Here is a 14,604-nt window from a genome sequence, read left to right as displayed (position 1 = left end):
CTTGACCTTTACTTATTTCTTAATATAAAATATAATGATATTAATCACTACTATGTATTGTAGTGATTTTTTTGGAGGTAAAAATGAAAATTGCAATAGATGGGCCAGCAGGCTCTGGCAAAAGTTCCATTGCAAAGGAAATTGCAAAGAAACTTGATATTTTATATGTTGACACGGGTGCAATGTATCGTGCCATAACTCTCAAACTTTTAAAAGCAAAAGAGACAGATTATGAAAAAATATTAAAGGAAACAAAAATAAATTTTGATGGAGATAAAATATTTTTAGATGGAGAAGATGTATCAAAAAGGATCAGAGAAAATGAAATTTCCAACAAAACTTCTGAGTTGTCTAAGAATAAAATTATTAGAGATTATCTAGTGAAAATGCAAAGAGAAATTGCTAAGGATACTGATGTAGTAATGGAAGGAAGAGATATTGGTTCAGTAGTTTTAAAAGATGCTGAATATAAATTTTTCTTGACGGCAAATGTAGAAACTCGTGCAATGAGAAGGTATAAACAAATTGGCGATGACAAAGTTACTTTTGATGAAATTTTAGAAGATTTGAAAGTAAGAGATTACAACGATTCTCACAGAGAAAATTCTCCTCTTGTAAAGACAGATGATGCAATATTAATCGACAGCACAAACTTAAATGCTGAAGAAACTATAAAAAAAATTATATCTTATGTAAAAAGGTGATTTATGTTTTACAAATTTATACAAGTTTTTATTGGTTTTTTTGTAAAAGTAATTTATAGAGTTGAAGTTTTTGGTATAGAAAATATTCCAAAGGAAGAGAAAAGACTTATAATTTGCGGAAATCACAAGAGTAATTTAGATCCAGTTACAATTTCTGCAATTTTTCCAAGACAGATTTTTTGGATGGCTAAAAGAGAACTTTTTGAAAATAAATTAGTTGGTGGATTTTTGACAAAACTTGGAGCTTTCCCAGTAGATAGGGAAAAAAATGATTTAAAGGCAATAAAAACTTCCCTCACAATTTTGAAAGATGAAAAAGTCCTTGGAATTTTTCCAGAGGGAACTAGAGTAAGTGAAATTGACTATACAAAAATAAAATCGGGCATTGCACTTATTGCACAAAAAACTGATTCAGAAGTTCTTCCAGTATTTATAGAAGGAGAATATAAAGCCTTTAGAAAAATAAAGGTTTATTTTAGAAAACCAGTGAAAATTAATAAGGAAATAAAATATTCAAACGAAGAATTGGAAAATATTTCTCAAGATATTATGAGAATTGTCTATGGTGAAGAAATAAAATGGAAATTATTGTAGCAGATGTAAGAGGATTTTGTGGCGGTGTTAAAAGAGCTGTAAAAATGGCATTTGATAACGCTGCGAAAGGCGTCTATTCTTATGGAGATTTAGTCCACAATGAGTTTGTTGTAAAGGAATTAGAAGAACAAGGTGTAATTACAATTGATGACACAAATATTGAAAATTCAAAGGTAATTATAAGAAGCCATGGGGTTCACAAGAGAATTTTAAATGAATTAGAAGAAAAAAATAATAAAATAATAAATTGTGTATGTCCAAAGGTAGAAAAAGTTTATAATATAGTAGATAATTTCTATAAAAAAGGTTATAATATAGTAATTATCGGGAATAGTAAACACCCTGAAGTGATAGGGATTAATTCCAGATGCAATGACTCTGCAACTATTATTTCCAATTTGGAAGACATAAAAATTTTAGATGGGAAAACTGTTGTTGTTTCTCAAACAACAAATAATGTAGAATTTTTTGAAAAAGCAATAAATATTATAAAAAATATTTCAAAAGATGAAGTTTTAGTTTATAATACTATATGTAATGCAACTTTCAAGAGACAAGAAAGTATTAGGAATTTATCAAAAAAAGTTGACGCCGTAATTGTACTTGGCGGCAAAAAAAGTTCTAACACTAAAAAACTTGCAGAGATTGCAAAATTAAATTGTAAAAATGTATTTTTAATTCAATCGATTAATGATATTGATTTAAATATATTTAAAAAATTTAATAAAATTGGTATTACCGCCGGAGCATCCACACCGGAATCGGTAATCAAGGAGGCTGTTTGTAGGATGGAAAATTTTGACAAAGGTGAGATGATGGAAGCCATTGATAATTCTTTTAAAAGAATTAGAAAGGGCGAAGTAGTAACTGGAGAGGTTTTATATATAACTGATTCAGAAGTAATGGTAAATCTTGGATACAGATCAGATGGTATCATTTCAAAAGATGAACTTGCAGGAGGACCAGATGTTAATCCAGCAGATCTTTATGAACAAGGTCAAGAAATTGATGTATATGTTTTAAAGATGGATGATGGAGATGGCAATGTTGTTCTTTCAACAAAAAGAGTTGCTGACATGAAAATTTGGGATGAAGTTGAAGAACTTTATAATAACAAGGAAAATATTACAGTAACTGTAAAGAACCAAGTAAAAGGCGGACTTACTGCAGATTACAGAGGATTAAATGTATTTATCCCAGCATCTCATGTTTCTGTTAGATTCCAAAAAGATTTAAGCAAATTCATTGGAGAAGAATTTGAAACTGAAATTATCGATTTTGATAAGAGAAAGAAGAGAATTGTTGTTTCAAGAAAGAATGTACTCCAAGAAGAATTAGACAAAGTTCGTGATGAAGTATACGACAAGCTTAAAGAAGGAGACATTATTGAAGGAACTGTACAAAGATTAACTAATTTTGGTGCTTTCGTAGATGTTGGAGGTGTTGATGGACTTATCCATATCTCTGAACTTTCATGGAATAGAGTAAAACACCCATCAGATGTTGTATCACCTGGAGATGTAGTTAAAGTACAAGTTCTAAATGTTGATAAAGAAAAAAATAGAATCGCACTTGGACTTAAACAAACTATGGAAAAACCATGGGATGTGTTCACAAAAGAAGTTAAAGTTGGCGATGTAGTTAAAGGTAAAGTTGTAAATCTTCTTGACTTTGGTGCCTTTGTAAGACTTGAACAAGGCGTTGATGGACTTCTTCATGTATCACAAATTGCAAGAGAACACGTTGAGAAGCCACAAGATAAACTTTCTATTGGCGAAGAAGTTACAGTTAAAGTAACTGATATTGATGAAGAAAATCAAAAGATTTCTCTTTCTATCAAGGCTCTAATTGAACCTGAAGAAAAAGAAGAAACAGAAGAAGCTAAACCAAGAGAAAGAAAACCAAGAAAAGAAAGAAAGCCAGCTCCAAAGAGAGAAAAGAAAATTGAAGAACCAAAACAAGATGACTTCAACATGACTATTGGAGAAATGCTTGGACTTAGCTTTGCTGATGCAAATTTAGATTCTGAAATTATTGAAGACGGAAAAGAGATTTCAGCTTCAGCAAATGAAGAAGAAAAAGAAGAAACTGAAGAATCAACAGAAGAATAATATATTTAAAAAGGGAGATTTAGTCTCTCTTTTTTTTAGACTCTATGTCAAATATTGGGAGGTTCGACGATATCAAATCTATTTTCATTGTAAAAATTAATTGACAAGTATATTATATATTGGTACTCTAAACCTAGAAAACGTTATACTACGTAATATAAGATTGGTGAATTGAAGGAAAGTAACGACTTATGATGTTAATGATGAAAAAATATTCCATGAAAATAAATAAATCAAGTAGTAAATTAAAATAGTAAAAGAGGGATTTAATATGAGTAAAAAAAAGAGGCAATTTATTTCACATGTATGGTTTTGTTACTAGATTTTTTGTTGGAAATTACATATACATATTTTTATAAAATAGAAAACACAGGAATTATGACCCTTATCACGAGTTTAGTCCCTGCTGCTGTTGCTATTTTATTAGAAAAAGATTTTAAGTTAAAAGATTTATTTAAAGATAAATTAAGTTCAGTATACATATTGTATTTTATATTATTTATATTTTTTTATATATTGTCATTTTTTTCTGGAAAAGTTTTAAATAATATGAATTACGTTGTATATTTAGGTTGGGCAATTAGCGTTTATATACTAACAATTGATAACAAAGTGTTAAAGGGGAAATTTAATTTAGGTGTGTTAATTAAATGGGCTATTATTGTAATTATATTAGATGTGTTTAGGTTGGGCATATTGGGTTATTATTATACATCGAAAATTGATTTTAATGATCTTTTTAACAGAGTAATAGGGGTATTTACGTTAGGATTAGTTAGTACAATCTTTCATTTAATATTTACTATGGGCGAAGAATATGGGTGGAGATATTTCTTACAAACAAGATTGCAATCAATTTGTGGTAATAGAATAGGAGTTTTATTAACTGGCTTCTTATGGGGAGTAGCTCATTTACCATTGTATGTTTTGGTATTTTATACTGGAATAGAAGGTGTTTTTGCAGGTATAGATATTACCATATTTTGTATTACTTTTGGAATAGTCCTTGGACTCATTTATATGAAAAGCAGAAGTGTTTTTATGGTAACATTTATCCATCTTATGCATAATATGTTTATGGCAAATATGATGAGTGTAGGGCATAATCAAGATTTTATTTTTACTAAAGAATTTTTAATTGTATCTGTAATAACATCTATATTTTTTTATACTCCATTTTTATTAAATAAGCAGTATAATTAAATTTTAATTTAAAATAAAATAAGGTGTCTAATATGGTTAAGAATTTTGAAAAATATATTACTAATATTAATGATAGTATGTCAAATTATTTTATAAATAGAGAAAAAATAATAGATTCAAATGATATTATGATAAATCAATTATTATTAAATAATTTCGTATTTCTTTATACATAAGTTTTTTGGATATTAGATCAATGAGTATATAAGGATAGAATAAACTTAATATTATTCGGATTTAAAATCTTTAAATATTAAATAAAAATTCAAATATTTTACATAAAGGATGTGTAATTGAAATATGAAAAAAATATTTAAAAATATTATTTTTTACATCACTTATTGTCTTGCAAATTGGTTAGTATTTAACATAATCTTTAGTATAATTTTTCGATCTTTAAAAAAGTTAGATTATAAAAGTCATATAAATTTATTAGCTTCTATTGTATTTATTGTTGTTACATATTTAATTACTAAAATATATATAAAAAGAAAAAGTTTTTATTTTAAGAATTTAAATATTAAAATAATTGATGTTTATTCATTTATTCTTTTAGGCATGTTAATATCAATAATATTTTTCATTTTAATTTACAATATTGAAAAGAAATTTAATTTTACTTATTTTGAAAGGTATATGAAGTATTTTAGCGAAAATATGCAAGTAAATGATATTAATAAAATTAGTCCAATAGAAACAATTATAACATCTGTGACTTTAGTACCAATAGGGGAAGAATTGTATTTTAGAAAATTTGGATTAAATTTTTTAAAGTCAAAAGGTCTTGATAACAAACATGCCATTTTATTATCAGCACTTTCTTTTGGATTATTTCATTTTAGAATTATTAGTTCTTTTGTATCTTCTTTTCTAATTGGAGTTATTTCCGGGTTGGCATATGTTGTAACTGATAAACTAAGATATTCAATTTTTACTCATGGTTTAAATAATTTACTTGCTATGTCATCAGCACTATATTATGAGTTTATATTAAGAGATACTCCTAGCATAAATTTTATTATGAAATATAATGATAATATAACAGCTGTGATATACATATTTATTATTTTATTATTGTTGTTTTTGATACAAGCTTTTTATAAAAGAAAAATTAGCTATTACAAAGAAAAAATAATTGAAATATATAAAAATCTTTAAATTATTATATAAATAGTTTTTGAAAATAAGGGTTTAATATAGAGGGAGAAATATTATTAGTAATTTTAAAGAAATTTATTTGGATTTAAATAAGGAATGTAGAGGCAAATTAATATAATGACAAGTATGTTGGATAAAGTATAAACAAGTGAATTCTAATTATTTATTGATGTTGGCATTTTTTATAAAAGCGGGAGATTTGTAATGATAATTAAAACTATTTTTGTAAGTGGAATTGCAAGCTTTATTTTTTATTTTTTTAATTTAATATATCAATTAATATTTTTAAAAGTATTTACAAGTTTTAACATTGAAGATACTAACCATTTATTGATTTTGAGTTCTGTAAAATCCTTGCTTTTTATATTGTTGATTATACTTTTTTTTAAAATTAAAAATATCAGTTTTTTAAAATCTAAATATAATGATGGTTTACTTAGCAATATTAGTAATATGTGTAAGTATGGAAGTGCAATTTTTTTATAAATTTTATAATTTTTTTTATCATTATAAAATACAATATGAAGTTTTTTGATAATATGATTTACACAAGTGATGGTGTAAATATTAATAAATTAGATATCAATACCCTAAAGTTTTTAATTATTGTATTTATGAATGTTATTCTCGAAGAATTTTATTTTAGATTAACTTTAGTTAAATTCTTAGAAAAAAAATACAGTGAAAGGAACATCTTGTTAATTAGTGCGTTTTCTTTTGGATTTATACATTTTGTAGATGTTCTGGCAATAATAAGTGCTACAATAATTGGGTATTTTTTAGCTTTAACTTTTTTAAAAACAAAAAGATTAGTCTATTCGATTTTTCTTCATTTTATAGTTAATATAAACTCGATTTTAATAAACCCCATAATAAAATTATTAGATCCTCAGGAAAAGTTTGGAGAAAATTGGATATTTATATCTTCATTAATTATGTTTATAATCTTTTTTATAATATACATATTAACAAAAATAATAGGAACTAAGAATGAAAAAATATAATAAAAATATTTTAAGAACTTAATTTGAATTATTAATAATACAATGTTAATTGATGCTAGATACATTTACATATTTATAATATCTACTGTTTTAAATTGAGTACTTCTCATAGTTTCATATATCGTGTTGGTTCAAAAATTATTTTTTATACAAAGAATACTCTTGCATAAGGGTGTTCTTTTTTCTTGTAATTCATTAAATTTAGTTAGTATTTTTTATTATAAAACAGTGATGCACATAGCACTACTTTTTTTATATTTTTTGTGTAAGGGATATTGGAGATTTAAAAATATTAAATGGTAGTGTTAAGAAGTGAAATAAAAAATTTTTAAGATTCAAAAAATAATATTGAAAATTCTTTTGTGTTATAATATTTAGAAAGAGAAATTTTATGTAAATTTAAAGTATTTGTGATATTATAATTGAGGTGAAAGGATGATCTTAGAGGCAATAATTCTTGCAGCAATTGTTTTATTTTTTCTTAAAGATAAGGATTTAAATAATTTAATAAATTTTAAATTCAAAATGATTTCTTTTGCGTCTATTGGAATTTTTGTGATGATTTTTATAAATTTTGTAACTTCGAGATATTTTGGGAAGGTTACAGACTTTTTTGTAGATAATTTTAAAATTTTTCACATCTTATCTATTTCATTGATTGGAATTTCACTTATTTCAAATTATAAAAATTACGGATTACTTTTAAGTGGGATTGGCACAATTTTAAATGTCATTCCAGTTATTTTTAATGGCAAAATGCCTGTCAGCATAGATGCCTTAATGAAAACAAATAACGAAAGGATAATAAAACTCATATACATGGGTGGAAGTCTTAGTCATGGGGTTTTTGAAAATCCAAAATTTTATTTTTTGTCGGATATTATACCTTTACATAGAGTTATTGGAAATTCAAAGGTGATAAGTATTGGAGATATTTTTATTTCTATTGGCTTATTTTTTGCAATAATTTTAATTTCAAGGAAGCGAGATGTGTATGGAAAACTTAAATAATATAATCAATGTAATAAATTTAAGGGATGTTGTGGACATATTAATTGTAACAGTATTAATTTATTATATTTTAAAATTAATTAGAAACACCAGAGCGGAGCAAGTTTTTAAGGGAATACTTTTGATTTTATTATTTATAAAAATTTCCCAGTTTTTCCAACTATATACTGTCAACTGGATTTTCACAAGGTTTATTAACGATGGCATCGTCGCTATAATAGTGCTTTTCCAACCAGAAATTAGGAGGGGTCTTCAATATTTAGGTCTTACTTCTAGTATTAAAAATAATTTTAGTCAAAATAAGGACACAGTACCTGAAACTGTTGAAGAAATTATTTCGGCAGTTGCTTCTCTTGCAAGACAAAAGATTGGGGCTCTTATAATCATTGAAAAAGAAGTTGGACTTAGTGAAGTTATTGAAACTGGTACAGAAATCAATGGATTAGTGAGCAGTGGTCTTCTTATAAATATATTTATTCCAAATACACCTCTTCACGATGGTGCTGTTATTATTAAGGGCTCAAAGGTTAAAGCAGCAGCTTGTTTTTTGCCACTTTCTGACAATCAAAAAATTTCTAAGGAACTTGGCACAAGACATAGGGCGGGAATTGGAATTTCTGAAAAATCTGACTGTCTAAGTATTATGGTGTCTGAGGAAAATGGAACTATTTCAACTGCGGAAAATGGAGTTATCTCCAGATATTTAGATATTGAAACTCTTGAAGCAAAACTTCTTGAGATTTACAGTCCAGATTATAGAGTAAGGTCTATTTTCTCAAAGCGTGGTGATAAAGATGAAAAAGATAAATTTTAAAAATGACAGAAGTTTAATGATAAAAATTACATCTCTTATTTTTGCACTTATCTTGTGGTCCTATGTAAAGAGCGAGGCAAATTTTATTACTTCGGCAAATTTTAAAAACATAGAAGTTACTTATGAGGGATTATCTAATTTAAAGGAAAAAAACTTGACAATTATTTCTCCTAAGGAGTTTAGTGTTGATGTTAAATTGCAGGGTTATAATTCTTATATGCGAAATGTTACAAGGGATGGAATTGTGGCAAAAGTGGATTTAAGTAAATTATCTGAAGGAGAGCACTCTATTCCTGTAAATGTTTCTTATATTGACCTTGGGATTTCTGTTGTAAATACATCGCCAAGGAGAATTCCTTTCAAAATAGACAAAGTTTTGAATGAAAAAGTTAAAGCAGATGTAGTTATAAAAAATAAACCTCAAAAGGGATTGTCTGTTGGAGAAATTGACAAGACAGTCAATGTTGTTGTAAAGGGTGCAAGCACTTATATTAATAAAATTGATAAGGTAGAAGCACATATTGATGTTACTGACATGACGGAAACATCAACTGTAGATGCAGAAATCTTCGCTTATGATGATTTAGGAAAAGTGATTAAAGAGGTAACTGTTACGCCTGCCACTGTAAAAGTTGACGTTCCAATTTTAAAGAGCAAGACTGTTCCAATTAAATTGGTATATAATGAAAATACTACAGAAAATATTGTTACAAATGACTTTTCAATTGAGCCGGCTTCTGTTACAATTAGAGGAAATTCTGATGTAATTGATTCTATAAGATTCATTGAAACACGTCCAATTAATTTTAATAATATTAAAAAAGGTGATGATCAAGTTAAATTGAATTTGCCAGATAAAGTTACATTAGTCGATGAAAATATTAATTTTAGATTGAAGCAAAAACCTAAGGATGTAGAGTAATTAAGTAATTAGGAGGGAATATGGAATATTTTGGAGAAGGATTAACATTTGACGATATTTTACTTGTGCCAGCAAAATCAGAAATTTTGCCAAACCAAGTTGATTTATCTACAAATTTGACAGAAAAAATTAAGTTAAACATACCACTTATGTCTGCAGGCATGGACACTGTTACTGAACACAGAATGTCAATTGCCATGGCAAGAGAAGGTGGAATAGGTATTATTCACAAGAATATGTCAATAGAGGACCAAGCTCTTGAAGTAGATAAAGTTAAGAGATCTGAACATGGAGTAATCACAGATCCCTTTTCACTAACTAAGGACCATTCAATTAAAGATGCATCTGAACTTATGGAAAGATACAGAATTAGCGGCGTTCCAGTTGTAACCGAAAAGGGAGTTTTGGAAGGAATTATTACTAATAGAGATATTAGATTTGAAACGGACTTATCTAAAAGGATTAGCGAAGTAATGACTTCTGAAAATTTAATAACTGGTGCTCCGGATATTTCCCTTGATGAAGCCCTTAAAGTATTGAAAAAATATAAAATTGAAAAACTTCCACTTGTGGATAAAGATAATGTTCTAAAGGGACTTATTACTATTAAAGATATTGAAAAACACGAACAATATCCAAATTCTGCTAGAGATAAAACTGGAAGACTTCTTGCTGGGGCTGCAGTTGGAGCAACTAAGGATGTTCTTGATAGAATAGAAGCACTTGTGAAGGCAAAGGCAGATGTTTTTGTAATTGACACAGCTCATGGTCAATCTAAAAATGTTTTAAATACTATTAAAAATATTAAGGACGCTTTTCCTGATATTCAACTTATTGCAGGAAATGTTGCAACTTATGAGGGAACGGAAGATTTAATTAAAGCTGGTGCAGATTGCGTAAAAATTGGTATTGGACCTGGTTCAATTTGTACAACAAGAGTTGTAACAGGTATTGGAGTTCCACAGATTACTGCTATTATGGAAGCTTATAGAGCTGCTAAAAAATACGGCGTTCCAATTATTGCAGATGGTGGTATTAAATTCTCAGGCGACGTTGCAAAAGCTCTTGCAGCTGGTGGAAATGTTGTAATGATGGGTTCACTTTTTGCAGGTACTGATGAATCCCCTGGAGAAGAGATTTTCGTTGAAGGTAGAAGATTTAAAGCTTATAGAGGTATGGGATCTCTAGGCGCAATGAGTGCAGGTTCATCTGATAGATATTTTCAAAGTGGAACTACTAAATATGTTCCTGAAGGAGTTGAAGGTAGAGTTCCTTACAAGGGTCTTGTTAGCGACATTGTATTCCAACTTGTTGGTGGTGTAAAATCTGCAATGGGTTATCTTGGAGCAAAGGATCTTGAAACTCTAAGGGCAACTGCTAAATACGTTAAGATTACTCAAGCTTCCCTTACAGAATCTCATCCACACAATATTACAATTACAAGAGAAGCTCCTAACTATTATTAATATTAAAATTTTATTAATAATCCACTTCAATTGAATTTGGAGTGGATTTTATTTATAATTATCATTGTGAGGTGATATTTTGAAAACTAAGGTATTACTTGTTGAAGATGAAGAATCAATAAGAAAATTTGTAAAAATAAATTTAGAAAGAGAAGGATACATAATTTTTGAAGCTGGTAGTGGAGAAGGTGGAATTGAAATCGCAAGACGTGAAAGACCTGACATTGTAGTGCTTGACATTATGCTCCCTGGAATTGATGGTTTTGAAGTATGTAGGACTCTTAGAAATGAGTTTCCTTCACTTGGCATAATAATGCTTACTGCAAAGGCAGAGGATTACGACAAGATAATGGGTCTTCAATATGGCACAGATGATTATCTTACTAAACCCTTCAATCCAACAGAACTTACTTTGAGAATTAAATCCATTGAGAGAAGACTTGAGCCAGAAGAAGAAAAGGAAAGCAATTTAATAATTGATCCACCTTTTAAAATTGATTCTTACTCAAGAAAATTTTATAAGGATGATGTTGAATTGGAACTAACTCCTACGGAATATCAAATTATAAAAATATTTATGACAAATCCCGGCAAAGCAATGACAAGAGATGAAATACTAAGACTTGTTTGGGGCGATGACTTTTTAGGTGATTCAAAAATTGTAGATGTAAACATAAGAAGACTTAGGTCAAAAATCGAGACAAACCCTGCAAAGCCAAATTACATTGAAACAGTTTGGGGAACAGGATACAGATGGAGATAAGAGGTGTCTGTAATTGAAAAATAAAATTGGAAAAAGATTAGTAAGAAGTTTTCTAATAGTTATTTTAATTACAATTTCAATTATAGATATATTTTTGCTCTTTGCTTTTAGTTTTTATTTTTACAATAATATTTCCAAAGAATTAATTTCTAGGATGGAAGTTTCTCTTGAAATTTACAAAAGAGATTACTCTGACAAAACAATTGAAGATTTAATTTATGAAGATAGCGACATATTTCTTTCAAATACAAATGCAGAAGTACAAATTTTAGACAATAATGGAGATTTATTGTTGGATTCTATTGGTAAACTTTCATCTACGCCAATTGAGCCATCAGACTTACTTGCTGCAGAAAATGGTGAAATAAAAACATGGCGTGGTGAAGATGCTCAAACTGGAGAAGCCATTATGTCTGTTACTGGTGCAATAAAAAACAATGAAGGTGAAAAAATCGGCTACCTTAGATTTATTTCATCTATTGAAGAAGCTAATAAGGCTATATTAAAAACTGGAATAACGCTACTTATTTTTATGCTTTTTGTTGCATTGGTTACTGCTATGGTATCTCTTTTAATCTCAAAATCAATTGTAAAGCCCATACTTGAACTTACAGAAGTTGCAAAGACAATGTTAAGTGGAAATTACGAAGAAAAGGCAAAAGTTTATGAAGATGATGAAATAGGAGAATTAGCAAAGACTCTCAATGCAATGAGTGATGAAATTATAAATAAAGATAGAATTAAAAATGATTTTATTTCTTCAATTTCTCACGAACTTAGGACACCACTTACGTCTATAAAAGGCTGGGCAGTTGTACTTAAAGATGCAAAGGAAGATGAAAAAGATCTTGTGGAAGATGGTTTAAATATTATTGAAAATGAAGCTGATAGACTTGCAAAAATGGTTGAAGAGCTTTTAGATTTTTCAAGATATATTTCTGGAAGAATTACTCTAGATAAAGATTTATTTGATATTTCACAAACTTGTGTGGATGTTTCAAAACAAATGAAACCACGTGCAAAATTAAATAATATTGAATTTATAACTGAATTTCCAGAGGAAGCTGTGTTAATATATGCCGACGAAAATAGAATAAAACAGCTTTTGATAAATTTGCTAGACAATGCAATAAAATTTACATCAGACAAGGGCTGGGTAAAGTTTCAAATGTTTAGAGAAGATAATTTTGTTCACATGATGATTTCTGACAATGGAATGGGAATGACTAAAGAAGAAATTGCCCATGTAAAAGAAAAATTTTACAAGGGAAAGCATTCAAAGAGCCATAGTGGTATTGGACTTTCAATAAGTGATGAGATTACAAAGCTTCACAATGGAAACTTGGAAATTTTTTCTGAAGAAAATATTGGTACTACTGTAAAAGTTTCTCTTCCAATAGAAATTCCTAAGGAAGTGGGTGATAAAATTGATTAAAAAATTATTTATTATAATTTCCTTAATTTTTCTCACAGGTTGTTCTTTCTTAACAACGCAAAGCACAAATATTGAAACACCAGAGATGGGACAATCTCCAATATATGGCAAGTGGACTATTACAAAATTTATTTACAATAGAAAAATTAATCAGGACAATTTTTTATTTAAAGATATAATAGGTGAAGACCTTTACTTTAGCAATGATCAAGTGGTACTTTCCAATGACTATATAAAAGACGTTGAGTACAAGACAAAGTATGTAAAACTTTCTGAATATCTATATAAAAAATTTAATTTAGATTATAAAACTCTTGGCATTGAAGATTCAGATGTCTACACAACTTATATTTTTGACTCAAAGGCAAGTAGAAATATTTATTATGAAGTAATAAAGACTAGTGAAAACACAGCTTTACTATTTTATAATGGAGTGATTTTAGAGATAAAACTTGTGGATGACAAGATAAAAAATGACGATCTTGATAAATTAATTCTAGCTAAGAAAGATGAGGTGCTTAATAGGGGAAGTTTATTTGATTACAAGGGCGACAAGGGATTTTTAATTGGTTTTAAATCAAAATCAGATTCTAATATTCCAACATGGAATTATAAAACTTTCTACATTAAATTTTCTGACTTAAAGCTTGAGAATGTATATGAGATGAATAATATTATTCTTCCTCGCAATGATAGCTTTTCTGAAATTAGCGTTCAAAGAGAATCAAAGGGCGAGGAGACCACAGATAAAGTAATCGTAAAGGATTATAAAAATTCAAAGCTTAGAAAAGATGATGACATCCTTAAGGCTGATACAGAGGAACTAAAAGATAATAATAGTCTAATGACGATAAATTTTATTACAAATAATTATGTAAATGTGGAAAGTTTAGATAGAAATTCAAACAATAATTATCTGCGAATTTACGAATTAGATAAGTTGGAGGATAAAAACCCTCTAAGTTATAAAGATTTTTTGTCAGAAAAAGATTTAAATTCTGAAAGCAAAAATATTGAGGAATTAAAAAAAGATCCCTATAATATAGGAATTTATAGAGATAACGGTTTTTGGAAGTTAAAGGGGAGAATGAAACTATCAGATAATAAATTCTCTGATTTTGATTTAAATTTAGTTCTTCCATATGAAGTAAATAAATATAACGAGATAAATATTCCAATGTCTCAAATAAAAAATTTCAAATCTAGCATAAAAGATGGCTTTGTATCCCCTGACAATAAATTTTTAATAACATTGGAAAAAAATTTTATAAGAATTTATAATATAGAGGATAGCAAAATACTTCCTAGTCCAATTTTTGAAAGAGAGATAGGAAATGAAGCGTCCACAATTATGACTGAGTGGGCAATAGGTCGCTATTCAAATATTTGGCAACAAGAATTGTCATCAAATAAATGAGG

At 28.1% G+C, this 14,604-nt stretch carries 14 protein-coding genes; all 14 read left to right on the top strand.

The genetic code is table 11. From position 1 onward, the window contains the following. The first annotated feature begins 83 nt into the window (after nt 1-83). The 14 genes from cmk to MR285_RS07810 all read left to right on the top strand — a co-directional run bounded on the left by cmk (nt 84) and on the right by MR285_RS07810 (nt 14,602). Nucleotides 84-704, top strand: a complete 621-nt coding sequence (gene cmk, locus MR285_RS07875) for a (d)CMP kinase (RefSeq protein WP_293559758.1) — start codon at nt 84-86, stop codon at nt 702-704. A gap of 3 nt (nt 705-707) precedes the next feature. Further along, nucleotides 708-1,298: a 1-acyl-sn-glycerol-3-phosphate acyltransferase gene (locus MR285_RS07870; RefSeq protein WP_293559756.1), complete on the top strand. Its 591-nt coding sequence runs from the start codon at nt 708-710 to the stop codon at nt 1,296-1,298. Then, nucleotides 1,283-3,409 carry a bifunctional 4-hydroxy-3-methylbut-2-enyl diphosphate reductase/30S ribosomal protein S1 gene (locus MR285_RS07865; RefSeq protein WP_293559754.1) on the top strand — a complete coding sequence of 709 codons (2,127 nt, stop codon included), beginning with the start codon at nt 1,283-1,285 and terminating at the stop codon, nt 3,407-3,409. Before MR285_RS07870 ends, MR285_RS07865 begins: the two co-directional genes overlap by 16 nt. 378 nt (nt 3,410-3,787) lie before the next feature. Further along, nucleotides 3,788-4,612 carry a type II CAAX endopeptidase family protein gene (locus MR285_RS07860; protein WP_293559752.1) on the top strand — a complete coding sequence of 275 codons (825 nt, stop codon included), beginning with the start codon at nt 3,788-3,790 and terminating at the stop codon, nt 4,610-4,612. Nucleotides 4,613-5,248: 636 nt separating this feature from the next. After that, on the top strand, nt 5,249-5,770 hold the full coding sequence (locus MR285_RS07855; protein ID WP_293559750.1) for a CPBP family intramembrane glutamic endopeptidase: 522 nt from the start codon (nt 5,249-5,251) through the stop codon (nt 5,768-5,770). A gap of 204 nt (nt 5,771-5,974) precedes the next feature. Then, nucleotides 5,975-6,256: a hypothetical protein gene (locus MR285_RS07850; protein ID WP_293559748.1), complete on the top strand. Its 282-nt coding sequence runs from the start codon at nt 5,975-5,977 to the stop codon at nt 6,254-6,256. A 53-nt stretch (nt 6,257-6,309) separates the two neighbouring features. Further along, nucleotides 6,310-6,774: a CPBP family intramembrane glutamic endopeptidase gene (locus MR285_RS07845; RefSeq protein ID WP_293559746.1), complete on the top strand. Its 465-nt coding sequence runs from the start codon at nt 6,310-6,312 to the stop codon at nt 6,772-6,774. A gap of 435 nt (nt 6,775-7,209) precedes the next feature. Continuing rightward, nucleotides 7,210-7,785 carry a DUF5317 domain-containing protein gene (locus MR285_RS07840; protein ID WP_293559744.1) on the top strand — a complete coding sequence of 192 codons (576 nt, stop codon included), beginning with the start codon at nt 7,210-7,212 and terminating at the stop codon, nt 7,783-7,785. Further along, nucleotides 7,769-8,599: a diadenylate cyclase CdaA gene (gene cdaA / locus MR285_RS07835; RefSeq protein ID WP_293559742.1), complete on the top strand. Its 831-nt coding sequence runs from the start codon at nt 7,769-7,771 to the stop codon at nt 8,597-8,599. Before MR285_RS07840 ends, cdaA begins: the two co-directional genes overlap by 17 nt. Beyond that, nucleotides 8,580-9,521: a CdaR family protein gene (locus MR285_RS07830; protein WP_293559740.1), complete on the top strand. Its 942-nt coding sequence runs from the start codon at nt 8,580-8,582 to the stop codon at nt 9,519-9,521. The genes cdaA and MR285_RS07830 overlap by 20 nt, the downstream gene beginning before the upstream one ends. Before the next feature lie 20 nt (nt 9,522-9,541). Next, complete coding sequence (gene guaB, locus MR285_RS07825) at nt 9,542-10,987, top strand: IMP dehydrogenase (RefSeq protein WP_293559738.1); 1,446 nt, start codon at nt 9,542-9,544, stop codon at nt 10,985-10,987. Nucleotides 10,988-11,066: 79 nt separating this feature from the next. Continuing rightward, the gene (locus tag MR285_RS07820; protein ID WP_293559736.1) at nt 11,067-11,750 is read left to right on the top strand and encodes a response regulator transcription factor; all 684 of its coding nucleotides are present in this window, start codon (nt 11,067-11,069) and stop codon (nt 11,748-11,750) included. Between the two features lie 13 nt (nt 11,751-11,763). Continuing rightward, complete coding sequence (locus MR285_RS07815; protein WP_293559734.1) at nt 11,764-13,185, top strand: HAMP domain-containing sensor histidine kinase; 1,422 nt, start codon at nt 11,764-11,766, stop codon at nt 13,183-13,185. Further along, nucleotides 13,178-14,602: a hypothetical protein gene (locus MR285_RS07810; protein ID WP_293559732.1), complete on the top strand. Its 1,425-nt coding sequence runs from the start codon at nt 13,178-13,180 to the stop codon at nt 14,600-14,602. Before MR285_RS07815 ends, MR285_RS07810 begins: the two co-directional genes overlap by 8 nt. The last annotated feature ends 2 nt before the right edge of the window (nt 14,603-14,604 follow it).

It is taken from the genome of Peptoniphilus sp., from assembly GCF_022767005.1.
Taxonomy (GTDB): domain Bacteria; phylum Bacillota; class Clostridia; order Tissierellales; family Peptoniphilaceae; genus Peptoniphilus_A.
The sequence above is the reverse complement of the archived record's forward strand: the minus strand, read 5'-3'. Positions and strand labels throughout refer to the sequence as shown.